Annotated in this window: 20 protein-coding genes; 9 read left to right on the forward strand and 11 right to left on the reverse strand. The window is 61.0% G+C overall.

The annotated features are described in order from the left end of the window. Positions 1-107 precede the first annotated feature (107 nt). From HX869_RS25165 to rfbB, 7 genes are read right to left on the reverse strand one after another with little or no spacing between them, the layout of a single operon-like run. A complete protein-coding gene (locus tag HX869_RS25165) occupies positions 108-563 on the reverse strand; it encodes a YiiD C-terminal domain-containing protein (RefSeq protein WP_003213222.1) in 456 nt (151 codons plus the stop codon). Between the two features lie 27 nt (positions 564-590). Further along, positions 591-1,976, reverse strand: coding sequence for a sigma-54 dependent transcriptional regulator (locus HX869_RS25170; protein ID WP_178903808.1), 1,386 nt, complete (start codon positions 1,974-1,976; stop codon positions 591-593). Further along, complete coding sequence (locus tag HX869_RS25175; protein ID WP_023659335.1) at positions 1,973-3,781, reverse strand: ATP-binding protein; 1,809 nt, start codon at positions 3,779-3,781, stop codon at positions 1,973-1,975. Before HX869_RS25175 ends, HX869_RS25170 begins: the two co-directional genes overlap by 4 nt. Positions 3,782-3,817: 36 nt before the next feature. Next, positions 3,818-4,687 (reverse strand): dTDP-4-dehydrorhamnose reductase, encoded by an 870-nt coding sequence (gene rfbD, locus HX869_RS25180; RefSeq protein ID WP_087692718.1) that lies wholly within the window; start codon positions 4,685-4,687, stop codon positions 3,818-3,820. Beyond that, a complete protein-coding gene (gene rfbC, locus HX869_RS25185; RefSeq protein WP_008435750.1) occupies positions 4,684-5,229 on the reverse strand; it encodes a dTDP-4-dehydrorhamnose 3,5-epimerase in 546 nt (181 codons plus the stop codon). Before rfbC ends, rfbD begins: the two co-directional genes overlap by 4 nt. Continuing rightward, positions 5,226-6,101, reverse strand: a complete 876-nt coding sequence (rfbA, locus tag HX869_RS25190) for a glucose-1-phosphate thymidylyltransferase RfbA (RefSeq protein ID WP_032899443.1) — start codon at positions 6,099-6,101, stop codon at positions 5,226-5,228. The genes rfbC and rfbA overlap by 4 nt, the downstream gene beginning before the upstream one ends. Further along, a complete protein-coding gene (gene rfbB / locus HX869_RS25195) occupies positions 6,098-7,180 on the reverse strand; it encodes a dTDP-glucose 4,6-dehydratase (RefSeq protein ID WP_008435746.1) in 1,083 nt (360 codons plus the stop codon). The genes rfbA and rfbB overlap by 4 nt, the downstream gene beginning before the upstream one ends. Before the next feature lie 177 nt (positions 7,181-7,357). Here rfbB and HX869_RS25200 point away from each other — a divergent pair, with 177 nt between their 5' ends. From HX869_RS25200 to HX869_RS25215, 4 genes are all read left to right on the forward strand, one after another. Then, complete coding sequence (locus tag HX869_RS25200) at positions 7,358-10,267, forward strand: aminotransferase (RefSeq protein ID WP_178903809.1); 2,910 nt, start codon at positions 7,358-7,360, stop codon at positions 10,265-10,267. 125 nt (positions 10,268-10,392) lie between these two features. Further along, positions 10,393-11,271, forward strand: a complete 879-nt coding sequence (gene aguB / locus HX869_RS25205; RefSeq protein ID WP_178903810.1) for an N-carbamoylputrescine amidase — start codon at positions 10,393-10,395, stop codon at positions 11,269-11,271. Between the two features lie 6 nt (positions 11,272-11,277). Beyond that, a complete protein-coding gene (gene aguA / locus HX869_RS25210; protein WP_178903811.1) occupies positions 11,278-12,384 on the forward strand; it encodes an agmatine deiminase in 1,107 nt (368 codons plus the stop codon). Between the two features lie 243 nt (positions 12,385-12,627). Continuing rightward, a complete protein-coding gene (locus HX869_RS25215; protein WP_003213240.1) occupies positions 12,628-12,840 on the forward strand; it encodes a hypothetical protein in 213 nt (70 codons plus the stop codon). A gap of 169 nt (positions 12,841-13,009) precedes the next feature. On the opposite strand, the gene HX869_RS25220 is transcribed toward HX869_RS25215, so the two are convergent. Beyond that, positions 13,010-15,082 (reverse strand): TonB-dependent siderophore receptor, encoded by a 2,073-nt coding sequence (locus HX869_RS25220; RefSeq protein ID WP_177117436.1) that lies wholly within the window; start codon positions 15,080-15,082, stop codon positions 13,010-13,012. 227 nt (positions 15,083-15,309) lie between these two features. On the opposite strand from HX869_RS25220, the gene HX869_RS25225 reads away from it, so the two are divergent. Both HX869_RS25225 and HX869_RS25230 read left to right on the forward strand, forming a co-directional pair. Beyond that, entirely contained in the window at positions 15,310-16,017 is a 708-nt protein-coding gene (locus tag HX869_RS25225) for a DsbA family protein (RefSeq protein ID WP_008435732.1), read from the forward strand. A gap of 272 nt (positions 16,018-16,289) precedes the next feature. After that, complete coding sequence (locus HX869_RS25230) at positions 16,290-17,576, forward strand: OprD family porin (protein WP_003218115.1); 1,287 nt, start codon at positions 16,290-16,292, stop codon at positions 17,574-17,576. Between the two features lie 72 nt (positions 17,577-17,648). Here HX869_RS25230 and HX869_RS25235 read toward each other — a convergent pair whose 3' ends face one another. Further along, positions 17,649-18,422, reverse strand: a complete 774-nt coding sequence (locus HX869_RS25235) for an alpha/beta fold hydrolase (protein ID WP_177053997.1) — start codon at positions 18,420-18,422, stop codon at positions 17,649-17,651. A gap of 258 nt (positions 18,423-18,680) precedes the next feature. Between HX869_RS25235 and HX869_RS25240 the strand changes: the two genes are divergently transcribed. From HX869_RS25240 to HX869_RS25250, 3 genes are read left to right on the forward strand one after another with little or no spacing between them, the layout of a single operon-like run. Then, on the forward strand, positions 18,681-18,896 hold the full coding sequence (locus tag HX869_RS25240) for a 4-oxalocrotonate tautomerase family protein (protein ID WP_003218111.1): 216 nt from the start codon (positions 18,681-18,683) through the stop codon (positions 18,894-18,896). Beyond that, positions 18,893-19,543 carry a DsbA family oxidoreductase gene (locus HX869_RS25245; RefSeq protein ID WP_178903812.1) on the forward strand — a complete coding sequence of 217 codons (651 nt, stop codon included), beginning with the start codon at positions 18,893-18,895 and terminating at the stop codon, positions 19,541-19,543. The genes HX869_RS25240 and HX869_RS25245 overlap by 4 nt, the downstream gene beginning before the upstream one ends. 31 nt (positions 19,544-19,574) lie before the next feature. After that, positions 19,575-20,285 carry an SDR family NAD(P)-dependent oxidoreductase gene (locus HX869_RS25250; protein ID WP_003218108.1) on the forward strand — a complete coding sequence of 237 codons (711 nt, stop codon included), beginning with the start codon at positions 19,575-19,577 and terminating at the stop codon, positions 20,283-20,285. A gap of 69 nt (positions 20,286-20,354) precedes the next feature. Here HX869_RS25250 and HX869_RS25255 read toward each other — a convergent pair whose 3' ends face one another. Both HX869_RS25255 and HX869_RS25260 read right to left on the reverse strand, forming a co-directional pair. Next, on the reverse strand, positions 20,355-20,696 hold the full coding sequence (locus tag HX869_RS25255; protein ID WP_003218106.1) for a DUF6124 family protein: 342 nt from the start codon (positions 20,694-20,696) through the stop codon (positions 20,355-20,357). 1,014 nt (positions 20,697-21,710) lie between these two features. Beyond that, entirely contained in the window at positions 21,711-24,020 is a 2,310-nt protein-coding gene (locus HX869_RS25260; RefSeq protein ID WP_256736787.1) for a TonB-dependent receptor, read from the reverse strand. Positions 24,021-24,160 lie beyond the last annotated feature (140 nt).

Raw genomic sequence — 24,160 nt, forward strand, 5'->3', positions numbered from 1 at the left:
CGCCGATCAAAAATGTGGGAGCGGGCTTGCTCGCGAAGGCAGTGTGTCAGTCACCAGATGTATTGGCTGATCCGCCGCTTTCGCGAGCAAGCCCGCTCCCACATTTGTTATGTGTGCAGGACGTACTGCCCGGTAAAGGCCACGGCCCGCTCTTCACTGCCCTCGTTGACGATCCATGTCTCCAGCGCCAAGCGCGCCCGGCCATAACGCTTGTAGGTGGCGACGAATCGCTTCCACACCTTGTCATCAGGTGCCTGGCAAATCGCCGTCGCATCGGTGGTCACCGGCAGCGGATAACTGATCTGCCCTTCCTGAATCACGATATGCCCGTCTTCAATCCCTTCCTCACGCAACTGCAAATGCAGCCAGCCCCAACCTGCCAGCACGGCGCCGCAATACAGGCTGCCGCCAAACATGGTGCTCTTGTGGTTGATGTTGGCGTCGAGCGGCAAGCGCAGTTGCAGCTGCCGGTCCTGCCAGTCGATAACCTTGAGGCCCATTTCCCGGGTCAGGGGAATGTCGTGGTGAAGGATCGATTCCAGGTAACGGCTATCGCGACTCATGGTGGCCTCATGGCAGGGGGAAAAGGGTCATTCGTCGTCAGCGTGACTGTTGCCGCTGTCAGCGAAGTTCAGCCCGTGCTTGCGCAGTTTGTCGTGCAGGGTTTTACGCGGCACGCCCAATGCCTCGGCGAGGCTGCGCATGGAATTGTGGGTGCGCGCCAGTTCGGCGGCGATCAGGCTTTTTTCAAACTGTTCGACCTGTTCGCTCAAGCCGCCGGGCGTGCTGGTGAGGATCCCCGGCGAGGGGCTGTCCGGGGTGCTGTCCAGCGCCAGTTCGAGGCCCAGGGCGAAACGCTCGGCGGCGTTTTGCAGCTCGCGCACATTGCCCGGCCAGCTGTGACGCAACAACAGCGCGCGCTGGCCCGGTTGCAGCTCTTTCATCGGTAGCCCGTGGCGCGTGCTGGCTTCGTCGGCAAAGTGCTGGAACAGCATCAACGCATCCTCACCCCGTTCGCGCAGCGGTGGAATGCGCAGCGGCGCAACGTTGAGGCGGTAATACAAGTCCGCCCGGAAGCGCCCCTGGTCGGCGGACTGGCGCAGGTCTTCCTTGGTGGCGGCGATGATGCGGATATCCAGCGGGATCAGCTGGTTGCCCCCCAGACGCTCCACCACACGCTCCTGCAACAGCCGCAGCAGCTTGACCTGCACATCCAGGCTCATGCTTTCGATTTCGTCGAGAAACAGCGTGCCGCCGTTGGCGAATTCGAATTTGCCGATGCGCCGCTTCTGGGCGCCGGTAAAGGCCCCGGGCTCATGCCCGAACAACTCGCTTTCCACCACCGACTCGGCCAGGGCGCCGGCGTTGATCGCCACAAACGGGCCGCTGCGGCGGTTCGACAGATCGTGCAGCGCACGCGCTACCACTTCCTTGCCGGCACCGGTTTCACCGAGGATCAGCACATCAGCCTTGGTCGCCGCCAGCGCGCCAATCTGCTCGCGCAGGCGCAGCATTTGCGGGGAGTGGCCCACCAGGCGTGTACTCAATTGCTGACGGTCGCTCAGGGCCAGGCGCAGGCTGCGGTTGTCCAGCACCAGACGGCGCAGGGCCAGGGCGCGGCGCACGCTGTCGAGCAGGGCGTCACTGGCGAAGGGTTTTTCCAGGAAGTCGTAGGCGCCGGTGCGCATCGCCTGCACCGCCAGTGGCACGTCGCCGTGGCCGGTGATCAGCAGTACCGGCAGCTCCGGGTCCTGGGCGTGGAGTTCCTTCAACAGTTCCAGGCCGTCCATGCCGGGCATGCGGATGTCGCTCACCACAACCCCCGGCCAATCCCGGGACAGGCGCGCGGTCAGGCCCTGGGCTTCGCCGAGGGTCAGGACTTTCAGCCCGGCCAGGTCCAGGGTCTGGCAGAGGGCCTGACGCAGGTGTGGATCATCGTCGATCAACACCACCTGAATCTGGTTATCGATATTCATACACTGCGGTCCTCGGACGGTTGCAGACTGACACCCGGTGCTCCGGCGCGCAGTTTCAAGGTTAACAGTGCGCCGCCTTCCTTGTGGTTGGCGAACAACAGTTCACCGCCAAAGGCGCGCATCAGGGTGTCGCAGATCGCCAGGCCCAGCCCCAGGCCCTGGGTGCGGGTCTTGGTGGTGTAGAAGGGCTCGCTGGCGCGGCCCAGGGCTTCCATGCAGAAACCCGGGCCGTTGTCGCGAATGTACAGGTTGACGCCCTGTTCGGTGGTTTGGGCACTCAGCCAGAGTTTGCGCGGCGGGCCTTTTTCGGTCAGGGCGTCCAGAGCGTTGGCCAACAGGTTGCCCAGCACCTGGCGCAGGCGGGTTTCGCCGGCCGCCACCCACAAGGTGGCCTCGGGCAGGTCGCGGATCAGTTCCACTTCCATTGCCCGCCGCCGCTTGGCCAGCAGCGCCAGGGCATCGTCCAGGGCCGGTTGCAGGGCCACGCTTTCCGGCGCATGCCGGTCGCGTCGGGCGAAGGCGCGCAAGTGGGCGATGATCGAGGCCATGCGCCCGGTCAACTCGCTGATCAGCTTGAGGTTGCCACGGGCGTCGTCGGTGCGCTCATGGTCGAGCAAAATCCCGGCGTTTTCCGCGTAGCTGCGAATCGCCGCCAGCGGTTGGTTGAGCTCGTGGCTGATGCTGGCCGACATGGTGCCCAGCGCGGAAAGTTTGCCTGCCTGCACCAGGTCATCCTGAGCCCGCACCAATTCCTGCTGGGCATGTTCGCGTTCCAGCACTTCCTGCTTCAGCCGTCGGTTGAGGCCTTCCAGGTCGCTGGTCCGCTCGATCACGCGCATCTCCAGCTCGCGACGGGCCTTGGCTTCGAAGGCGATGCGTTCCAGGTAGTGACGACGGCGCTGCATCATCAGGCCGAGCAACAGCATCAGCACCAGCAAGGCGGCGCCACCCACCGCGACCACGGTGCGCACCGGGCGGCTGATCAAGGTGCGCGGCGCGAGAATCTCGACTTTCCAGCCGGTTTCGGCGATGTCGGTGGATTGGCGCACCCACGCCGTCGGGCTGAGGCTCAGCGGCTGCGGGTCGCGGGTCGGATAGGGCTGGATGGCGATGATGGCGCGGCGTTCTTCATCCGTCAGCGGCCGGGTGGCACGGAAGCGCCATTGCGGGCGCGAGGTCAGGATCACCACGCCGTTGTGGTCGGTGACCAGCAGTTGTTCGGGGGTGTTGCCCCACAGGCTTTCGGTGTGGTCCAGGTCGACCTTCACCACCAGCACACCGATGATCTTGTCGCCATCGCGTACGGCGGCGGCGAAGAAGTAACCGCGCTTGGCCGAGGTTGTGCCCAGGCCGAAGAAGCGCCCGAGGCGCCCGGCCATGGCTTCGCTGAAGTAGGGGCGAAAGGAAAAATTACGCCCGACGAAGCTGTCCTGCTTGTCCCAGTTGGACGCGGCGAGGGTCTTGCCGGTGGTGTCCATCAGGTACATCACTTCCACCCCGGCCTGGGCGGCGACGTCCTTGAGCAGGTGGTTGGCGTTGACCAAGTTGGTGCTGACGTGAGGCGCGTCGATGGCGGTGCGCAGGGCCGGCAGGTCACCGAGGATTTGTGGCAACACTTCGTAGCGGTGCAGGGTGCCCAGCAGGTTGGCGACGTACAGGTCCAGCGTCTGGCGGTTCTGGCCGGCCAGTTCGTTGCGGTAATAACGCTCGGCCAAGTGCTCCAGCGGCCACAACAGCGGTGCCAGGCATAGCGCCAGCAATGCCAGGCTGCGCCAGCGGGGTCTTCGCGGAAGGGGTGGAGTCATGGGAGTCATGCGCCTGTGGGTACAGGCGCATTATGCCTAGTGCTGCTCGGCAAGACACTCGCGCAATGCGTCATGCCACTGCGGTTGCGAGACATGCCATTGCTGTTGCAGGCGGCTGCAATCGAGGCGCGAGTTCAGCGGGCGCCTGGCCGGCGTTGGATAGGCGCTGGAGGGAATCGCTTCCAGCTCGGCGCAGGCACGACCGTTGGCCCGTAGTTGCTCGCCGATGGCCTGGGCAAAGCCGAACCACGAGGTCTCGCCCTGGGCCGTCAGGTGGTAGACACCCCAATCACCGGCCTGGCCCGCCTGCCAGCGCTCGATCAGTGCACGGGTGCTGTTGGCGATGGTCCCGGCCCAGGTCGGCGCGCCGATCTGGTCGGCGACGATGCGCATCTGCGGTTTTTCCTGCAGCAGGCGTTGCATGGTCAGCAGGAAGTTCTTGCCGTGGGTCGAGTAGACCCAGCTGGTGCGCAGGATCAGGTGTTCACCGCCGACGGCCGCGATCGCCTGTTCGCCCGCCAGCTTGCTTGCGCCATAGACGCCCAGCGGGTTGGTTGCGTCGTCCTCGTTGTAGGGCGCGGCCTTGCTGCCGTCGAACACGTAGTCGGTGGAATAGTGAATCAGCGGAATGCCCAGTGCCTTGGCTTCCTCGGCGAAAATCCCGGGCGCGGTGGCGTTGATGGCGAAGGCCACGTCCGGCTCGCTCTCGGCTTGATCGACGGCCGTATGGGCGGCTGCGTTGATGATCAGGCCCGGGCGATGGGCGCGTACCTGGTCGCGGATCTGCTCGGGATGCGCCAGGTCCAGTTGATCGCGGCCCAGCACGATCAACTCGCCCAGGCCCCGGAGACGTTGTTGCAACTCCCGGGAGACTTGGCCATGTTGGCCGCTGATAAGGATTTTCATGGGAACAGGTCGGCCTCTTGCAGGCTTTTCCCGGCCTGGTCCTTGGCAGACAGTTGCGGCGTCTCCGTCAGTTCCCAGTCGATGGCCAGCGTCGGGTCGTTCCAGAGGATGCAACGCTCGGCGCTCGGCTGGTAGTAATCGGTAGTCTTGTAGAGGAACTCGGCGTAGTCGCTCAGCACCACAAAGCCGTGGGCGAAACCTTCCGGTACCCACAACTGGCGATGGTTATCGGCGCTAAGCCGCACGCCCACCCATTGCCCGAAGTTGGGCGAGCTGCGGCGGATGTCGACGGCCACATCCAGCACTTCGCCGGCGATGACGCGCACCAGTTTGCCCTGGGTATGTTCGAGCTGGTAATGCAGGCCGCGCAGCACGCCTTTTTGCGAGCGCGAGTGGTTGTCCTGCACGAAATCACGCTTGAGCCCGGTGGCCTCTTCGAAGGCGCGGGCGTTGAAGCTTTCGTAGAAAAAGCCGCGCTCGTCACCGAACACTTTCGGTTCGATGATCAATACGCCCGGCAACGACGTGTCGGTGACCTTCATTTTTGCTCCCCGGCCAGTGAATACAGGTATTGGCCGTAGCCGGTCTTGCCGAAGTACTTGGCCCGCTCCAGCAAGTGGTCACGGTCGATCCAGCCGTTCTCGTAGGCGATTTCTTCCAGGCACGCCACTTTCAAACCCTGGCGGTGCTCGATGGTCTGCACATACGTCGAGGCCTCAAGCAGGCTGTCGTGGGTGCCGGTGTCGAGCCAGGCGAAACCACGGCCGAAGCGCTCCACGTGCAGGTCGCCACGATTGAGGTAGGCGTTGTTGACGTCGGTGATCTCCAGCTCGCCCCGTGGCGATGGCTTGACTGCCTTGGCGATCCTGATCACGTCGTTGTCGTAGAAATACAGGCCGGTCACCGCGTAGCTCGACTTTGGCTTGGCTGGTTTTTCCTCGATGGACAGCGCGCGGCCCTGGCTGTCGAAGTCGATCACGCCGAAACGCTCCGGGTCCTTGACCCAGTAACCGAATACCGTGGCGCCAGATGGGCGTTCGGCAGCCGTGCGCAGTTGTTCGCCGAAGTGCTGGCCGTGGAAGATGTTGTCGCCCAGGATCAGGCATACCGGGTCATCGCCGATAAACTCTTCGCCAATCAAAAACGCCTGGGCCAGGCCGTCCGGGGACGGCTGCTCCGCATAAGTGAACCGCACGCCAAACTGGCTGCCATCGCCCAACAGGTTGCGGTATTGCGGCAGGTCTACCGGGGTGGAGATCACCAGGATTTCCTTGATCCCGGCCAGCATCAGCACCGAGATCGGGTAGTAGATCATCGGCTTGTCATACACCGGCAACAGTTGCTTGGAAACGCCCAGGGTAATGGGGTGCAAACGCGTGCCGGAGCCACCGGCCAGTACGATTCCCTTCATCATGCGATCAGATCCTTAAAGTCGGTGTTGCCCAGTCGTTCGCCTTGATAACTGCCGTCCTGGACCCTGCGGCACCATTCCAGGTTATCGAGGTACCACTGCACGGTTTTGCGCAGGCCGGTTTCAAAGGTTTCCTGCGGAACCCAGCCCAGCTCGCGTTCGATCTTGCTGGCGTCGATCGCATAGCGCTGGTCGTGGCCCGGGCGATCCTTGACGAAAGTGATCAGGTCAGTGAATTTCTCCACGCCCGCCGGGCGTTGTGGTGCCAGTTCTTCCAGCAGGCCGCAGATGCTGCGCACCACGTCGATATTCTTCTGCTCGTTATGGCCGCCGATGTTGTAGGTCTCGCCTACCACACCTTCAGTCACCACTTTGAACAGCGCGCGGGCGTGGTCTTCGACGAACAGCCAGTCGCGCACTTGCAGGCCGTCGCCGTACACCGGCAATGGTTTACCTGCGAGGGCGTTGAGGATCACCAGCGGAATCAGCTTCTCGGGAAAGTGGAACGGCCCGTAGTTGTTCGAGCAATTGGTCAACAGCACCGGCAGGCCGTAAGTGCGCTGCCAGGCGCGTACCAGGTGATCGGACGCGGCCTTGCTGGCCGAGTACGGCGAGCTTGGGGCGTAGGGCGTGGTTTCGGTGAACAGGTCATCGACGCCGTGCAGGTCGCCATACACTTCATCGGTGGAGATGTGGTGGAAGCGGAAGGCACTCTTGGCCGGTTCTTCCAGCTTCTGCCAATAACCGCGTGCGGCCTCCAGCAGGCTGTAGGTACCGACGATATTGGTCTGGATAAAATCCGACGGGCCGTCGATGGAACGGTCCACATGAGACTCGGCCGCCAGGTGCATGATCGCGTGGGGCTCAAAGCGCGCCAGTACGGCGCTGACGGTGGCCTGGTCGATGATATCGGCCTGGACGAACTCGTAGCGGCTGTTGCTCGCGATGCTGGCCAGCGACTCAAGATTGCCGGCGTAGGTCAATTTGTCCAGGTTGAGCACTTCGTGCCCGGTGTGTTGAATCAGGTGCCGGATCAGAGCGGAGCCGATGAATCCGGCGCCGCCGGTGATGAGAATGCGCATGTCGGAGGCCCTTTTCCTTAGACAGACATTAAGCGAATGGAGCATAGCTTGAGTTGTGGAGCCAGGTGGTGCAAGGGGCCACAGTCAGATTGACGGCACTGCGCGGGACTAGGGGTTGCGTAACCCCCGTCAACAATGGCGATATAAGCGCCTGATAAAAAAGCCAGGGGTCTTCACATGTTGCTCGCCACGTTGATTCATCGCGCCAGCCTGCCTTGCCCGCAAGTCGGGCCTGTGCCTGCGACGCAGCTACTTGAGCAGCATTACGGCCTGGGTGGGGCGTTGCAGTCCCTCGGCAGCCAGCAAGACCTCAATTACCGTATCGACAGCGAGCGTGGCCGCTTTGTGCTGAAAATCTGCCGGGGCGACTACGCCGCCGTCGAGTTGCAGGCCCAGCACGCAGCCCTCAAGCATCTGCAGGAACATTCGGATGTACGGGTGCCCAAGGTGATCTCGTCGCTTGCTGGCGAAAAACTGCTGACCGAGACCGTCGCCGGGCAAACCGTGCACCTGCGGTTGCTGGACTACATCGACGGCCAGCCGCTGACCCATCTGCCCCATCTGGGGCGCGAGGTGATCGCAGGCTTCGGCGAACTCTGCGGGCGGATGAGCCAGGCGCTGGCCGACTTCGAGCATCCGGGCCTGGAACGTACCCTGCAATGGGACCCACGCCATGCCCTTGAGCTGATCACTCATTTGCTGTCGACCCTCGAAAACCTCCCGCATCGGGCCGGGCTGGAGCGCGTGGTGGAGCAGGTCGGGCAGCGTCTGCGGCCGTTGGCCGACCGCCTGCCCTGGCAAGCCGTGCACATGGACATCACCGATGACAACGTGGTCTGGCAGCGTGATGCCCAGCGGCATTGGCAGATTGAAGGCGTGATCGATTTTGGCGACCTGGTGCGCACCTGGCGCATTGCCGACCTGTCGGTGACCTGCGCGGCGCTGCTGCATCATGCCGAGGGTGATCCGTTCGCGATCCTGCCGGCGATCCAGGCGTGCCACCGGATCACGCCGTTGCAGCGCGAAGAGTTGCAGGTGCTATGGCCGCTGATCGTCGCGCGGGCCGCGGTGTTGGTGCTGAGCAGCGAACAGCAGCAACGCCTGGACCCGGATAACGCGTACCTGTTGAAGAATGCCGAGCATGAGTGGGAAATTTTCCACGTAGCCACCTCGGTGCCCTTTGAATTGATGGAGGCGGCGATCCTGAACTGCGTCGGTGCCGAATTGCCGCCGATTGTCGGTGAAGGCTTCGCGCCTTTGTTGCCGGGGCTCGTTGGGCGTGAATTCGCGTTGATCGATCTGGGCGTGCTCAGCCCGCATTTCGAGGCCGGTAACTGGGAGCAGGAGGGCATTGATCGCCGATTGCTGGAACAAGCGGCCGTGGTCCATGGCCTGGCAGCCAGTCGTTATGGTCAATACCGTCTGTCCCGCACCCAACCCGACAGTGCCGTGGAGCCGGACACCTTCGCGCTTCACGTAGAACTGCACATGCCCTTGGGCGCCACGGTGGAAGCACCGTTCGCCGGCACCTTGCGCTATGGCGCCGACGGCCTGCTGAGCCTGCATAGCGCCCAGTTGAGTGTTCGGTTGTGGGGCGTGAACGCCTTGTTGAAGCACGGCGCCGCAGTGGTAAAAGGCCAGGTAATCGGCGACGTGGTCGCGCCGCTGACAGTACAACTGTGCCGCGCCGAGCTTGAGCCACCGCTGTTCTGCACGCCTTCCCGGGCGGCGGCATGGCAAACGCTCTGCCCATCCCCGGCTACCTTGCTGGGACTGGCCTGCGACGCCGAGCCGGAGCTGGACCCCGAAGCCCTGCTGGCGCGTCGGGACGCCAGCTTCGCCCGCTCGCAGAAGCACTATTACGTCGACCCGCCGCGCATCGAGCGCGGCTGGCGCAACCACCTGATCGACATGCAGGGCCGTTCCTACCTCGACATGCTCAACAACGTCGCCGTCCTCGGCCACGGTCATCCGCGCATGGCCGAGGTGGCAGCGCGGCAATGGTCGCTGCTCAACACCAACTCGCGCTTCCACTATGCGGCGATTGCCGAATTCTCCGAGCGTTTGCTGGCGCTGGCGCCGGACTCCATGGACCGGGTGTTCCTGGTCAACAGCGGTACCGAGGCCAACGACCTGGCGATTCGCCTGGCCTGGGCCTACAGCGGCGGGCGCGACATGCTCAGCGTGCTGGAGGCGTACCACGGCTGGTCGGTGGCGGCGGATGCGGTGTCGACCTCGATTGCCGACAACCCCCAGGCCTTGAGCAGCCGCCCGGACTGGGTGCACCCGGTGACCGCGCCGAATACCTATCGCGGCGAGTTTCGCGGGCAGGACAGCGCCCCCGACTACGTACGCAGCGTGGAACACAACCTGGCGAAAATCGCCGCGCAGAATCGCCAGCTGGCGGGTTTCATTTGCGAGCCGGTGTACGGCAATGCCGGCGGGATTTCTTTGCCGCCGGGATATTTGCAGCAGGTGTACGCGCTGGTTCGTGAGCAGGGCGGCGTGTGCATCGCCGACGAAGTGCAGGTGGGCTACGGCCGCATGGGGCATTTCTTCTGGGGCTTTGAAGAGCAGGGCGTGGTGCCGGACATCATCACCATGGCCAAGGGCATGGGCAATGGCCAGCCGTTGGGCGCGGTGATCACCCGCCGGGAAATCGCCGAGGCGCTGGAGGCCGAGGGTTACTTCTTCTCCTCATCGGGAGGCAGCCCGGTGAGTTGCCGGATCGGCATGGCGGTGCTGGATGTGATGGAGGAAGAAAAGCTGTGGGAAAACGCCCAGGAGGTGGGCGGACACTTCAAGGCGCGGTTGGAGGCGCTGGTCGAGCAGTATCCATTGGTGGGCGCGGTGCATGGTTCCGGGTTTTACCTGGGGCTGGAATTGGTCCGCGATCGACAGACCCTGGAACCGGCCACCGAAGAGACCGCGCTGCTGTGTGACCGGCTGCGGGAACTGGGGATCTTCATGCAGCCCACCGGCGACTACCTGAACATCCTCAAGATCAAGCCGCCGATGGTCACCTCACGGCACAGTGTGGATTTCTTCGTCGACATGCTGGCGAAGGTTCTGGAGGAAGGCTTGTAACAATAAACTCGATTGTTATCGGTAAAATTTGATCATTTTTCGATGAGTGGATATTTATTAGCTTCAAAAGCCGATTTTTATCCGCTATAAAGGCGTCCACTTGCCCGCCGCCGAGGAGATGATTCATGAGCCGTATCGTTACCGTTGCCGCGACCCAGATGGCTTGTTCCTGGGACCTTGATGCCAATCTCGAAACCGCTGAAAGGCTGGTGCGTGAGGCCGCCGCCAAGGGCGCGCAGATCATCTTGATCCAGGAACTGTTCGAGGCCCCGTACTTCTGCCAGAAGCCGAACCCGGACTACCTGCAACTGGCGACCACGGTTGAAGATAACGTCGCGATCAAGCACTTCCAGAAGGTCGCCCGGGAACTGCAGGTGGTGTTGCCCATCAGTTTCTATGAACTGGCCGGCCGCGCGCGTTTCAACAGCATTGCGATCATCGACGCTGACGGCTCCAACCTCGGGATTTATCGGAAAAGCCACATCCCGGACGGCCCGGGCTACCATGAGAAGTATTACTTCAACCCCGGCGACACCGGCTTCAAGGTGTGGAACACCCGCTATGCGAAGATCGGCGTGGGCATCTGCTGGGACCAGTGGTTCCCGGAAGCCGCCCGCAGCATGGCGCTGCAAGGCGCGCAAATCCTGTTCTACCCGACCGCCATCGGCAGCGAGCCCCACGACAAGACAATTTCGTCCCGTGACCACTGGCAGCGGGTACAGCAAGGCCATGCCGGCGCCAACCTGATGCCGGTGATCGCCAGCAACCGCATCGGTAACGAGGAGCAAGACGGCTACGAGATCACCTTCTACGGCTCGTCCTTCATCGCCAATCAGTTCGGCGAGAAAGTAGAAGAACTCAACGAAACCGAAGAAGGCATCCTGGTGCACCGCTTCGATCTCGATGAACTTGAACACATTCGCAGCGCCTGGGGTTCGTTCCGCGACCGCCGTCCGAACCTGTATGGTGCGCTTAAAACCCTCGACGGTTCCCTGGAGTCCTGAATCGCCATGACCACTTTGCACAGCACCCCCCGCGCCGACGGCTTCTACATGCCTGCCGAATGGGCGCCACAGACCCAGACCTGGATGATCTGGCCCGAACGCCCGGACAGCTGGCGCCTGGGCGGCAAGCCGGCGCAGGCCGCCCATGTGGCGGTGGCCAAGGCCATCGCACGTTTTGAACCGGTGACCGTGGCGGTCTCGGCCGGCCAGTACGAAAACGCCCGGGCGCGCCTGGACGTGCCGAATATTCGCCTGGTGGAAATGTCCAGCGACGACGCCTGGGTACGCGATACCGGGCCGACCTTCGTGATCAACAACAGCGGTGAAGTGCGCGGTGTGAACTGGGACTTCAACGCCTGGGGCGGTTTTGATGGTGGCTTGTACTCGCCGTGGAACCGCGACTCCCAGGTGGGCGGCAAGATCCTCGAGATCGAGCGCAGCCCGCGTTATCGCACCGAAGGGTTTGTGCTGGAAGGCGGTTCGATCCACGTCGACGGCGAAGGCACCCTGATCACCACCGAAGAATGCCTGCTTAACCGCAATCGCAACCCGCACCTGCAGCGTGAGGAAATCGAAGCGGTGCTCAGCGCCAACCTGGCGGTGGATAAGATCATCTGGCTGCCGGATGGCCTGTTCAACGACGAAACCGATGGGCATGTGGATAACTTCTGCTGCTACGTACGCCCAGGCGAAGTGTTGCTGGCCTGGACCGACGACCCGCAAGACCCGAACTATGCGCGCTGCCATGCCGCCATGGACGTACTGCAAAGCAGCACCGACGCCCAGGGCCGCTCGTTCACAGTGCATAAAATGCCGATCCCGGGGCCGCTGTACGCCACCGAGGAAGAATGCGCAGGCGTGGACCCGGTAGACGGCACCCAGGAGCGCAATCCCACCGTGCGGTTGGCCGGTTCCTACGTCAACTTCCTGATCGTCAACGGCGGCATCATCGCGCCGAGTTTCGACGACCCGCTGGACAGCCGCGCCAAGGAGATTCTGCAGAAGCTGTTCCCGCAGCATGAAGTGGTGATGGTGCCTGGCCGCGAACTGTTACTGGGGGGCGGTAACATCCACTGCCTGACCCAGCAGCAGCCGGCGCCGCACAAAAACTGAGTGCACTTGTAACAGCCTGGTGCCGGGTTTAACGGCAATCGAGTGCGCCATGTTTTGCGCGCTCACGGAAAGCCCGCGGCCCGTCAGGTTCGCGGGCTTTTTTGTGTGCAAGTGCCGACAAACCGGGCACATTGGCATAGCTCTTGTATCGCTGTTGCGACACACAGCACGGTGTATGACTAAGCGGTTCTGTCATAAACCTTGAGTAAGTTAGCCGCTCATGCCGTCGGAGAGAGCGCTGAAATGAATGCCGATATCAACCTGATGTACACGCGCACGTTCCACCCTTTGCGGGTGAACGGTGATGCGATCCACGCGCTGGCGCTCTGGTTGAAGGCAAACGGTTCGCGGCAGATCAGGACGCCCGACCCGCGCCGGGTGATGAGCGAACGGTACCCGGCGGGGCTGTTCAGCGAGGACGAGGTGCAGGCGTTGTGTGAATTGATGCAAGGCTGACGGTTGTTTTCAATGTTGCACTGGACCTTGTGGCGAGGGAGCTTGCTCCCGCTGGGCTGCGCAGCAGCCCCAAAACAGATCATCGAGTTCTATCTGAAAAAACACAGTCGCCTATTTTGGGGGCGCTTCGCACCCCAGCGGGAGCAAGCTCCCTCGCCACGCAAGCCTGTTAGAAACTGTAGGTTCCGGTCACCACCAGGCTGCGCGGGTCGCCGAACTGAATCTGCGCCGCACTCGTCGCTGACGCGTAGTATGTCTTGTCGCTGATATTGTTCAGCGCCGCCCGCACATCCCATTCCTTCTGCCGGAACCCGGCCAGTGCGTCCCAACGGCCATAACCCGGCAACGCCACCGTGTTGGCGTTATCCGCATAACGCTCACCCACCAGCGTCAGCCCGGTTTCCGCGTACCAGCCCATCTCCGGTTTCCAGGTGACGAACAGGCTCGCGTTGCGCTTGGCCACGTCGCTGATGCGCTTGCCTTCAAAGCCATTGTTGTCTTTCACCACCGTGGCGTCCTGCAGGCCGACGCCACCGCGCACGTACCAGTTGCCGACGACCTTGCCGGTAGCGGTCAACTCCACGCCACGGGAACGCTGCTCGCCGCTGAGCAGGGTGATGGTCGGGTCCAGCGGGTCGCGGGTGCGGCGGTTGTAGAGCTCCAGTTCATACACCGCCAGGGTGGTGCTCAGGCGGTCGTCGAGCCAGTCGCTCTTGACCCCGATTTCCTTCTGTTTGGTCAGCTCCGGGCTCAGGTCGTTGGCGTTGCCCGTGGCATTGGGCGTGATGCCGATCAGGCCGCCGCCGGTCGGCGAGAACGTCTTGCTCCACGAGGCATAGAACGAATGGTGTTCCAGCGGCGTCCAGACCAGGCCCACGCGCGGGCTGGTGCTGTGGCTCACGACCTGTTCCGAGGCGTTGGTCAGCTTGTTGGTGGACTCCACATCAAAGCGGTCATAGCGCAAGCCGGCGAGCAGTTGCCATTGATCGTTCAGGCGCAGTTGGTCCTGCACATACACGCCCTGGCTTTGCGCTTCGGTGTGACTGCTGCTGAATGCCGGCAAGCGACCGTAGTGGCGCAGGTCCGGGTTGGGGTTGTACACATCCACGCTCGGCACAGCGGCGAGCGGCGCTCGATAGAGTTTCGGGTCACGGCGCTGGTTGCCCAATTCCACTCCGGTGAGCAAGCGATGCTCCAGGCCGAAGGTGGTGAAGCCGCCTTCCAGTTCGACGTTGTTGAGGATGTTGCGGGTGGTCAAGTCCTGCTGCCAGCGCTGGCGCCCGACCTTGCCGGTTTTTGGGTCGTAGCTGACGGCGTAGGTGTTATCGAAGTCGCTGTCTAGGGTGAACACGCCCAACGTATGGCGCAGTTGCCAACTGTCGTTCAGCTCATAGGCAAGCCGCGAACGCAGGGATTGGGACGTGTCGTCGATGTAATCGCGCTTGTCACCATAAGTGGTGCCGCGGCTGACATCCGCCGGCCGCCCATTGACCCCGGGAATGCCCCGGTCCGGCGTGCGGTTGTAGCGGCTGTATTCGTACTGCACCAGCCAGTTCAGGTCGGGGCTCAGTTGCCAGCTCATGGACGGCGCAAACAGTTGGCGATTGCCGCTGACGCCGTCGCGGAAACTGTTGTTGTCCTGGTTGCCCATGTTCAGGCGCAGGCTGATGGTGTCGGTGGGGTCGGTGCTGAGGTCGGCGTACAGGCTGCGCAAATCATTGCTGCCGCCCTGGGCCTCGATGCTGGAGGCGCGACCGGCCTGGGGCAGCTTGCTCACACGGTTGACGATGCCGCCCTGGCCGCCGCGGCCGTACAACACGGCTGCCGGGCCCTTGAGTACTTCGATGCGTTCGATGTTGTGCAGGTCGCGCACGTATTGGCTGTCGTCGCGAACGCCGTCCAGGTAGAAGTCGTTGCTGGCGTCGAAGCCGCGGATGCGCAGGCTGTCGAACCGTGTGTCGGCGCCGCTGCTGACGTTGGGTATACCGCTCAAGGCCTGGCCCAGGTCATTGGTGCCGTAGGAACGCAGGTTGTCGGTTTTTACCGAGTCGATGGCCTGGGGCACATAACGCACGGGTGTGGCGGTGCGGGTGGCGGTGCTGGTTTCCTTGACGCGCGGGTCGTCCTCGTCAGCTTCGGCGCTCACGGAGGTTTCCGGCAGGACAGTGGCAGCGCAGGTAAATCCGGCAGACAGCAGGACAGAGAGCCCAAGGGTCATGGGCGTCAGGCGAAGGGCAGGCATCGGGGTGTGTATCCAAAAAGGTTGGCAGAATAAAAGCGCGTTAATGGTAATGCTTACTATTTGCGCAGGTTATCTATTCCTGGGCGGACCTTTCTGAAAAATGTTACGGCGTATGTTTTTCAAGGGTATTCGACCGATTCTCGAAACAGTCTGAAAGCCGATCCGGGGTTTTTCCCAATTGTGCGTAAGACTAATCTGCCTGGCATCAATATCCATCGGAGCCCGTCATGTCGGCAGCCACACTTCACTACATTTACGACCCGCTGTGCGGCTGGTGTTACGGCGCCGAGCCGCTCCTGAGCGCCGCCCGGAGCGTGTTACCGATCCAGTTGCATGGCGGCGGCATGATGACCGGCGCGAATCGCCAATCCGTATCGCCGCAGTTGCGTGACTACGTAATGCCCCACGACCGGCGCATCGCCGAGTACACCGGGCAACCGTTTGGCGAAGCGTATTTCGAAGGTTTGTTGCGGGACCACGGTGCGGTGTTCGATTCAGCCCCGCCGACCAGCGCCGTGCTGGCCGCAGAAAAAATCGCCGGTCGCGGGCTGGAATTATTGGCGCGTCTGCAAACGGCGCACTACGTCGAAGGTCGCCGAATTGCCGATAAGGACGTGCTGCTGACCCTGGCCGAATCCATCGGTTTGGATCCCCAAGCCTTCACCGCCGCTTTCAGTGAAATCCTTGGCGCAGCAACTCAAGCGCACATCAATGACAGCCGCCAATGGCTGGCAAAAGTCGGCGGCCAGGGCTTCCCCACACTGGCCCTGGAGCAGAATGGGCAACTGCAATTGCTCGATATCAGCCCCTGGTTGGGCAAGCCAGAAGCCTTCGTTGAGTGGCTGAGACAAAGAGTCGCAATTTCGATTCAACCCACCCAATCGAGTGCACCAATGTGTGGCCTGCAGGGGTGTGCAGATCCAGGAAGCGCTTGATAGAGCCTTGCGCAATGATGGCTATTTAATGTTTCTTAGACTTTTTTAGCCTAAATACAGAAGATTCACGAAATTGACACACAGTAAAGGGCGCGGATAGGATTCGCCCCAACGCCTGTGGCTAACCGCCATGACTTCCCCAATAAAAAAAGGCCCGCGGCATTTCACGTCGTCCGCGGGCCTTTTTTTATCTGGGAAAGTCGACACCAGAAAAGCAACACGGAGCCTGGTGTCACAGCGCGTACTCAACCAGTAATAAGGAATATAAGAAAATGTTGAAGCAACGGATGGGGCTGATCGCTCTGGGGATTTTGAGCGCTACGCAAGCAATGGCTGACGACCAATCCCAATCGAAGGGTTTTGTTGAAGACAGCCACCTGAACATCGCGGCACGCAACGCGTACATCAGCCGCGACTACAAAAACGGCAAGCAAGACAAAGCCGAATGGGGCCAGGGCTTCATCGGCAAGTTCGAATCCGGTTTCACCCAAGGCACCGTTGGTGTGGGTGTGGACGTGATCGGCCAATACGCCATTCGCCTGGATGGTGGTAAAGGTCGCAGCGGCGCTGGCGGTATCGACTTCTTCAAGCAAGGCGACAGCGGCGAAGCGGCCAACGACTTGGCCAAGGGCGGCGCTGCCGTCAAGGCACGCATCTCCAACACCGTGATCAAGTACGGTGATCAGATGCCAGCCGTGCCGGTCCTGGAATACGACAACTCCCGCCTGTTGTCCGAAACCTATACCGGTACCTCGATCGTCTCCAAGGAAATCGCCGGCCTGCAGCTGGACGCTGGTCACTTCACCAAGGAAGCTCGCAAGAGCGCCGAGGGTTCCGACAGTGGCGCGCTGAAAAGCATCGACTACATCGGCGGTAGCTACAAATTCACCGAAAGCCTGTCGGCAGCGCTCTACGCTTCCAACATGCAGGACGTGCTGAAGAAGCAATACGTCAACGTCAACTACGTGCTGGCCCTGCCAGAGAAGCAATCGTTGACCTTCGACTTCAACGGCTACAAGACCAAGCTCGACCGTAGCTTCGCCCTGGAAAACCAAGGTGACGCCGACGCTCGCGACAACAAAATCTGGAGCCTGGGCGCCACGTGGGCCGTTGGCCCGCACAGCTTCACCGTGGCTCACCAGCGCAGCACCGGTGACACCGGTTACCTGTACGGCGGCTACCGCAACGCAGGCGGCATCGGCGACGGTGGCAACACCATCCTGCTGGCCAACTCCTACTGGTCTGACTTCAACGGCAAGGACGAGCGCTCCTGGCAAGCAGGCTACGGCCTGGACTTCAGCGCCTTCGGCGTGCCTGGCCTGACCTACAACATCGCCTACGTGCGCGGCACCAACATTGACGACGGTTCCAACCGTGGCAGTGGCACCGAGCGTGAAATCTTCAACCAGTTCAAATACGTAGTACAGAGCGGCCCGGCGAAAGACCTGAGCCTGCGTGCCCGTGCGTCGTGGTTGCGCGTTTCCAACAACGCCAGCAACTACAACGTGGGTGGTAACGAGATCCGCCTGTTCGCCGACTACCCAATCAACGTTTTCTAATTGATTCGGCGTCGCGCCTGATTCAAGGCGATAAAAAACCCCGACTGGTTCGGGGTTTTTTTATGCCTGCGATCAGCGCTTGCTGGCGGCTGCGATGATCACATCTGCGACCTTTTGCGGCTGCGACAGCATCGGCACATGGCTGGTTTGCACCACGGTGGTGGTGGCATTGATTTTCTTCGCGTAGGCCTGCTCCAGGCCCGGGTCGATCATGCGGTCCTTGGCGGCGACGATGTAATAGTTGGGTTTGGTTTTCCAGGCGGCGACCGTGATTTTATCGTCGAACGCCTTGCCCAGAATCGGCCCCTGGGTCACGGCAATCAGGTTGGCCTGGTCGGCAGGCAAGTCCTGGGCGAAGTTTTTCGCCACGGACGCGGCGGGCAAATACAGGTAGCCGGAAGCGTCGGCACTGATGGTCTCGATACCCGGCGGGGTTGGGTAGCCTTTCTCGGACTCGGCAGAGCTCTGGCCCTCGGACGGCGCGAACGCGGCCACATAAACCAGTGCCTTGACCTTGTCGCTGGTGCCGCCCTGTGTGATCACACTGCCGGCCCACGAATGGCCCACCAGAACCACCCGCCCACTCTGGGCATCAATCACCCGCTGGGCGGCGGCCACATCATCGGCCAGGGACGTCAGCGGGTTTTGCACCGCCACCACCTTCAAGCCTTTGGCCTGCAACAACGGAATCACCTTGTTCCAGCTGGAGCCATCGGCAAAGGCGCCGTGCACCAGCACCACGGTGGTGTCCGATAGCGCCGGGGTGGCGGCATAGGCCTGGCCGGTGAGCATCGCGGCGGCCATCAGTGTAGGCAGCAACAGGGTTTTGACTGTGGATTTAAGCATGTGGGGCACGTCCGTAAGTGAGGGGTTATCGGCCAGCACTCAAGGCGTTTGCAGCCTGCCTTAAGCATGTAGGCAAGACGCGCGGGGAGGGGGGTTATTCCAGGGAGCAGTAAAAAAACGCAGCGCCGGACGTCTCGATTGATTACATAGCATCACTAATGAAGTACTCCGACCCACCTTTATCCACCTCAAGCAACCTCTTAAATTGGCCTCACTGCCTGCCCACCATGTCGATGGGCAAGTCACTGGAGCCTTGTCATGCCATTTGTCAGCGTACGTATCACCCGCGACGGCGTTACCTCGGAGCAGAAAGCCCAGGTCATTGCCGAAATCACCGAAACCCTCGAACGCGTCCTCAACAAACGCCCGGACCTGACCCACATCGTCATCGAAGAAGTCGACACCGATAACTGGGGCTACGCCGGCATCACCACCACCCAGTACCGCAAACAGCTCGCGGAAAATCCGTCATGAGCACGCCTGTCACCATCGACTTCATCTCCGACGTGGTGTGCCCGTGGTGCGCCCTCGGCGCCACCGCCCTGGAGCAAGCCATCGACAACCTGGCGGGCGAAGTGAAGGTTGAACTGACCTACAAACCCTTCGAACTCAACCCCGACATGCCGGCCGAAGGCGAAAACGCCGTCGCCCACATGATGCGCAAATACGGGCGCAGCGCTGAAGAAGTTGCCAGCGGCAAAAGGATGTTGATGGAGCGCGGCGCGGCCATCGGCTTCACCTTTGACCTGGAAAAACGCAGCCACTTTTACAACACCTTCGACGCCCATCGGTTGCTGTTTTGGGCGTTGCAGCAAGGGCGCCAGCTCGAGCTGAAAAAGGCGCTGTTGCGCGGGTATTTCAGCGATGGCCAGAACGTCAGCGATCACGAAATCCTGGCGCGTCTGGCCGCCGAGGCCGGGCTGGACATTGAAGGCGCACGACGGGTGCTGGGCTCTACCGCCTACGCCAATGAAGTGCGCGAGCTGGAAGCGTTCTACCGCGAGCACGGCATCAACTCCGTACCGGCCATGGTCCTCAATGGCCGCCAGCTGGTCTCCGGGTCGCAATCAGTCAGTTACTACGAACAGATGCTGCGGGAAATGTCCGCCGCGGCTGCTTGAACCATCCCATTTTCCCTATAGAGGTTTCATCATGAGCAATTCGAAAAAAGTCGTTGTGATCACCGGCGCATCCCAAGGCCTGGGCGCTGCTGCAGTGAAGGCTTACCGCGAGCTGGATTACCGCGTGGTTGCCACCTCCCGGTCGATCAAACCGTCGACGGATCCGGACATCCTCACCGTGGCCGGCGACATCGCCGACCCGGCCACCGCCGAGCGCGTCATCCGCGAAGGCGTAGCGCGTTTTGGCCGCATCGACAGCCTGATCAACAACGCCGGGATCTTCGTCGCCAAACCGTTCACCAGCTACACCCACGAAGACTACGTAAACGTGTTGGCGGTGAACCTGAACGGGTTCTTCTACATCACCCAACTGGCGATTACCGAGATGCTGAAACAGGGCGCCGGGCACATCGTCAACATCACCACCAGCCTGGTGGACCACGCGATTGATGGCGTGCCGTCGGTGCTGGCCTCGCTGACCAAAGGCGGGCTGAACTCGGCGACCAAATCGCTGGCGATTGAATACGCCAAGCGCGGCATTCGCGTGAACGCGGTGAGCCCAGGGATTATCAAGACGCCGATGCATGGGGAAGAGACGCATGCGGCGTTGGGCAGCCTGCATCCGGTGGGGCACATGGGTGAAGCGCGGGATATTGCGCAGGCGATTGTGTACCTGGAATCGGCTGGGTTTGTGACCGGGGAAATTCTGCATGTGGACGGTGGGCAGAGTGCTGGGCACTAAGCGAAGCGGTTGAACGAAAAACGCCCCGGACAGTGATCGTTCGGGGCGTTTTTTGTTGGCCTGTCGAAATTAACGGGTTGCAGGCGCGACTTGTTCCAACGCTCGATCTACCAGCATTGAACTCAACTCAATCAGTTGCTGAATCCCCAATGCCACTGCCCTTTGTGATCCTTCCAACTCAAATGCCAGATTCGAGACCATCTCGTTGGCTGATGAGAGGGTTTCTGCGGCATTGGCCAGCAGCGTTTCGGTATCCACATCGGGCGAAACGGAGAACAGATTACTGCCTGGACGCGCCGCAGGTTCTGCATCGTCTGATGGGTGCAAGTAATGATCAATCGCCCGCTGTGCGGCGGCATGAAGCTTGGCGTCGATTGGGGCTTGAGGCGGGTTGGGTGTGACCTTGAACATGGCGAAGCTCCTTTAGCGATTCAGGAACTGCCAATCTCACTTCCACATGAGGGTGGCAGCTGTGCGCAGGTGTGGAAGACCGGGGCTAAAGGAACCCGGCGCACCGAAGTGCCCCGCACACAGCCGCCATAACACAAGAATACAGGCGAAAAAAAACGCCGGCAGGTGTTCATGGGCGTTTGAGCGCCTTTAGCCATAGTACGGACTTCCACATCCGGCCGCTGATTTTGCAGCGACTGGGGGAGGTTAGCGGGGTGGAGGATGGGGAGGCAAGCTGATATGGGTGTACGAAAATTCGGGGCCGCAGCGGCATGTGCTCATGAATTAGCTCTTTTTATGGATACGCCATAATTATTGGCTACCCATAATTCTGCATAAAACGCTGAAGGCGGGACTTCGCTACAGGAATTGGTCTTTTTGGAGACTCACCGGCTTGTTCAGTTGGGGCGCCAGGCGTAGACAGAATATGAACACCCCAGAAACAACAAAGCACCCGCATTTCTGCGAGGGCTTCGTTTTGTATGGTGCGGCACCAGGAGTCGAACCAAAGATTATCTATCTATTTTATAGCTAGTTAAATGCAGACCTAAACGTTGCTATCTCTTAGATTACCCTAATGGTTACGAACGGGATTTTTAGTCTTTGCCTCGATGTTGTGTGCTCGAATCACTCCGTCAGGGCAGGCTGCCTGCGGAAAACTAAAACCTTGATATGTTCTTTCGGCGCTACGTCGGGCCGCCGGCTACCGTCAGGAATGGCGCCATCCTATGCAATGCCTAGTGGCGGTTGAGCGAGTAGCGAAAGGGATTACATGGCTGCAAGTAATGATGCCTCGATATCCAGCCAGCTTTGACCTACGGCTTTGGAGTATCAGAGTCTTGTCGCGGAGGTTTGGAAAATTTATCTTGGAGTCGGTGCCTGGTAAGCCAACTGTTGAGGAATTGCTTCCCAGATCGACGTGTTGAACGACAACACCTGCCCAAGCAGGATGTTGTCATTCTCAGAAGATGTAGCTTACATGCTCCACTTCATGGTCACGGCCACGTTACGCGGGTCGCCGAAGATGTTTGCGCCTGCCGGGTTACTGATGCTCTGGTAGTAGTGCTTGTCGAACACGTTGTTCAGGTTGGCTTGCACCTTGAGGTTTTTGTTCACGTTATAGCCGGTCATCAGGTCGACGATGCTGTAGCCGCCCTGAGACACGCCGTAGGTTGTGTATGTGCTGCTCTGGCTACGGAATGAACCGCCGATCGACCATTTTTCGAGATCGCCCGGCAATTGATAAGTGGTGGACAGCTTGAGCAGGTTGTATGGCGTGTCGCTGTCGAAGCGACCGCTGCCGCCCTTGACGTTTTTGGCACCGGCATAGGTGTAGCCGGCCGAGGCCTGCCAGCCACGGGCAAGCATGCCTTGCAGTTCAAGGTCGACGCCTTTGGTTTCCACTTCGCCGGAGGCCACGGAGCAGGAAGCAACACCCGGTGCACAGGCATCAAGCCCTTGGGCGAGGTTTTCCTGGTTCAACTGGAAGTAGGCCAGGCTGGCGTTCAACGCGCCGTCAAAGTACTCGCCCTTGATCCCGACTTCACGGTTGGTACCGGTGACCGGCGGCAGCAGGCTGCCCTGGAAGTCCACGTTGGCTTGCGGCTGGAAGATTCTGGTCCAGCTGGTGTACACCGAGTAGGTATCGTTGATGTCGTAGATGAGGCCGGCATAGGGAGTGTATTCCCGCGTCGCCTTGTAGTCGGCGCCGAATGTGTAATCGCCGGAAATAGTGTTCTGTTCGTACTCATACCAATCCAGGCGTGAACCGAGGATCAGTTTCAGGTCGTCGCGCAGATGGAAGCGCACGGTGGCGTAGGTGCTGTATTGATCAACCTTGCCCTTGCGCGACCAGTTGTAGTTGATGGCCGGTTTCTCTACGCCGTGATAGTCGAAGTTCGACGGGTCGAGCACGATATTCGGGTCGTTGAGGAAACCACCACCGGGGCCATCGTCGGTTTTATCATTGCGATAACTGCCACCGAGCACCAGTTCGTGGGTCGCACCAAACAGGGTGAAGGGGCCGGAAACGTAGCCGTCGACGCTTTTTTGCGTGTGCTGGTAGGTGTAGCGGCCTACGTTCAGGTTCAACTGGTCTGCAGTGGAGTCCAGTCGATAAAAACTGGTGCCCAGCATGTCCAGGTCGCCTCGCAGCCACGTGGTATTCAGGCGCAGTTTCCAGTCGTTGTCGAAGCGGTGCTCAATTTCGGCAAATGCGCTGGTGTTTTTCTTGTTCCAGTAGGTCCAGTTCGGGCTCATGCGCGTCGAACGGGATATCGGCAGGAACGAGCCATCGGCGCGGGTCGGAATGCCCGACCAGTCGGCACCCGGGTTGTCCTCACGGTTGTAATACGCTCCAAGGGTCAGGGTAGTGGCTTCGCTCAGGTCAAACTCGGTGATGCCGTACAACAACTGGCGCTTGCTGCTGTAGCCATCGGTAAAGCTGTCTTTGTCCTGGAAGGCACCGACCACGCGGCCCCTGATCGAACCGCTGGAGTTGAGGGCGCTGCTGGCATCGATTTCGGTGCGGTAGTTGTCCCACGAGCCGGCACCCAGGGTGACAGACACTTGCGGCTCGACGGTGGGGCGTTTGCGGATCAGGTTGAGTGTGCCGGACGGGTTGCCGGCACCGATCATCAGGCCCGATGCACCGCGTACCACCTCAACCCGGTCGAACATCGCCAGTGTCGAGGTGCCGAGGGTGTCGCTGTCATACGCGACGGGCAGGCCGTCGATCATGATGTTGTCGATGGCGGAACCGCGGGAATAGAACTCTGGGCGCTCACCACCGGTTTTGCGCATGGTCAGGCCTGGGGTGTAAGTCGAAATGTCCTCCAGAGACTGCATGTTCTGGTCATCCATGCGTTGGCGAGTGATTACCGTGACCGACTGCGGCGTCTCGCGCATGGAGGTGGCCAGTTTGGTCGCGGTACTCATGGAACCGGTAGTGTACGATCCGCTCCCCTCTGTCGTCGCTCCCAGCGATTGGCCCGTGACATTCGTCGCGCCAAGCACCACCGTTGTTCCGTTATTGGCAGGGATTAACACGTAGCCACCATTGCTCTGACGCTGCGCTTGTAACCCGCTGTTCGCCAGCAAGCGCATCAGTCCCTCCTCGACGCTGTACACGCCAGTCAGGCCCGTCGTAGTCAGACGGCGGGTTTGCTCGGTATCAAATGAAATAGTCACGCCCGCCTGCACTCCGAACTGGGTCAGGGCAGTGCCAAGCAGGCCTGAGGCGATCTGGTAGGACGTCTGGCTTTGCGCCAAAACTGGCGTGGACATTAGCGCCAGCCCCGACAGACTCGTGAGGCTCAGTCCAAAGAGGGCCAAGCGAACCGGGCGGGTCATTGAAGTCTTCGCATAGAGGGGAAGCAGGGGCATTCGTTGATCCTTCCGTTGTCATGGCAGAAAGTCGCTGTCAT

Origin of the sequence: Pseudomonas sp. P7779 (genome assembly GCF_013386315.1) — a bacterium.
GTDB lineage: Bacteria > Pseudomonadota > Gammaproteobacteria > Pseudomonadales > Pseudomonadaceae > Aquipseudomonas.

Excerpts from the sequence above, each read along its gene's own strand:
- aguA (WP_178903811.1), top strand. The coding sequence starts at position 11,278 with ATGACCACTTTGCACAGCACCCCCCGCGCCGACGGCTTCTACATGCCT.
- HX869_RS25240 (WP_003218111.1), top strand. The coding sequence starts at position 18,681 with ATGCCATTTGTCAGCGTACGTATCACCCGCGACGGCGTTACCTCGGAG.
- HX869_RS25250 (WP_003218108.1), top strand. The coding sequence starts at position 19,575 with ATGAGCAATTCGAAAAAAGTCGTTGTGATCACCGGCGCATCCCAAGGC.
- rfbD (WP_087692718.1), bottom strand. The coding sequence starts at position 4,687 with ATGAAAATCCTTATCAGCGGCCAACATGGCCAAGTCTCCCGGGAGTTG.
- HX869_RS25200 (WP_178903809.1), top strand. The coding sequence starts at position 7,358 with ATGTTGCTCGCCACGTTGATTCATCGCGCCAGCCTGCCTTGCCCGCAA.
- HX869_RS25165 (WP_003213222.1), bottom strand. The coding sequence starts at position 563 with ATGAGTCGCGATAGCCGTTACCTGGAATCGATCCTTCACCACGACATT.
- HX869_RS25230 (WP_003218115.1), top strand. The coding sequence starts at position 16,290 with ATGTTGAAGCAACGGATGGGGCTGATCGCTCTGGGGATTTTGAGCGCT.
- HX869_RS25225 (WP_008435732.1), top strand. The coding sequence starts at position 15,310 with ATGTCGGCAGCCACACTTCACTACATTTACGACCCGCTGTGCGGCTGG.
- HX869_RS25260 (WP_256736787.1), bottom strand. The coding sequence starts at position 24,020 with ATGTCCACGCCAGTTTTGGCGCAAAGCCAGACGTCCTACCAGATCGCC.
- HX869_RS25220 (WP_177117436.1), bottom strand. The coding sequence starts at position 15,082 with ATGCCTGCCCTTCGCCTGACGCCCATGACCCTTGGGCTCTCTGTCCTG.
- rfbB (WP_008435746.1), bottom strand. The coding sequence starts at position 7,180 with ATGCGCATTCTCATCACCGGCGGCGCCGGATTCATCGGCTCCGCTCTG.
- HX869_RS25215 (WP_003213240.1), top strand. The coding sequence starts at position 12,628 with ATGAATGCCGATATCAACCTGATGTACACGCGCACGTTCCACCCTTTG.
- aguB (WP_178903810.1), top strand. The coding sequence starts at position 10,393 with ATGAGCCGTATCGTTACCGTTGCCGCGACCCAGATGGCTTGTTCCTGG.
- HX869_RS25175 (WP_023659335.1), bottom strand. The coding sequence starts at position 3,781 with ATGACTCCACCCCTTCCGCGAAGACCCCGCTGGCGCAGCCTGGCATTG.
- HX869_RS25245 (WP_178903812.1), top strand. The coding sequence starts at position 18,893 with ATGAGCACGCCTGTCACCATCGACTTCATCTCCGACGTGGTGTGCCCG.
- rfbA (WP_032899443.1), bottom strand. The coding sequence starts at position 6,101 with ATGATGAAGGGAATCGTACTGGCCGGTGGCTCCGGCACGCGTTTGCAC.
- HX869_RS25170 (WP_178903808.1), bottom strand. The coding sequence starts at position 1,976 with ATGAATATCGATAACCAGATTCAGGTGGTGTTGATCGACGATGATCCA.
- rfbC (WP_008435750.1), bottom strand. The coding sequence starts at position 5,229 with ATGAAGGTCACCGACACGTCGTTGCCGGGCGTATTGATCATCGAACCG.
- HX869_RS25255 (WP_003218106.1), bottom strand. The coding sequence starts at position 20,696 with ATGTTCAAGGTCACACCCAACCCGCCTCAAGCCCCAATCGACGCCAAG.
- HX869_RS25235 (WP_177053997.1), bottom strand. The coding sequence starts at position 18,422 with ATGCTTAAATCCACAGTCAAAACCCTGTTGCTGCCTACACTGATGGCC.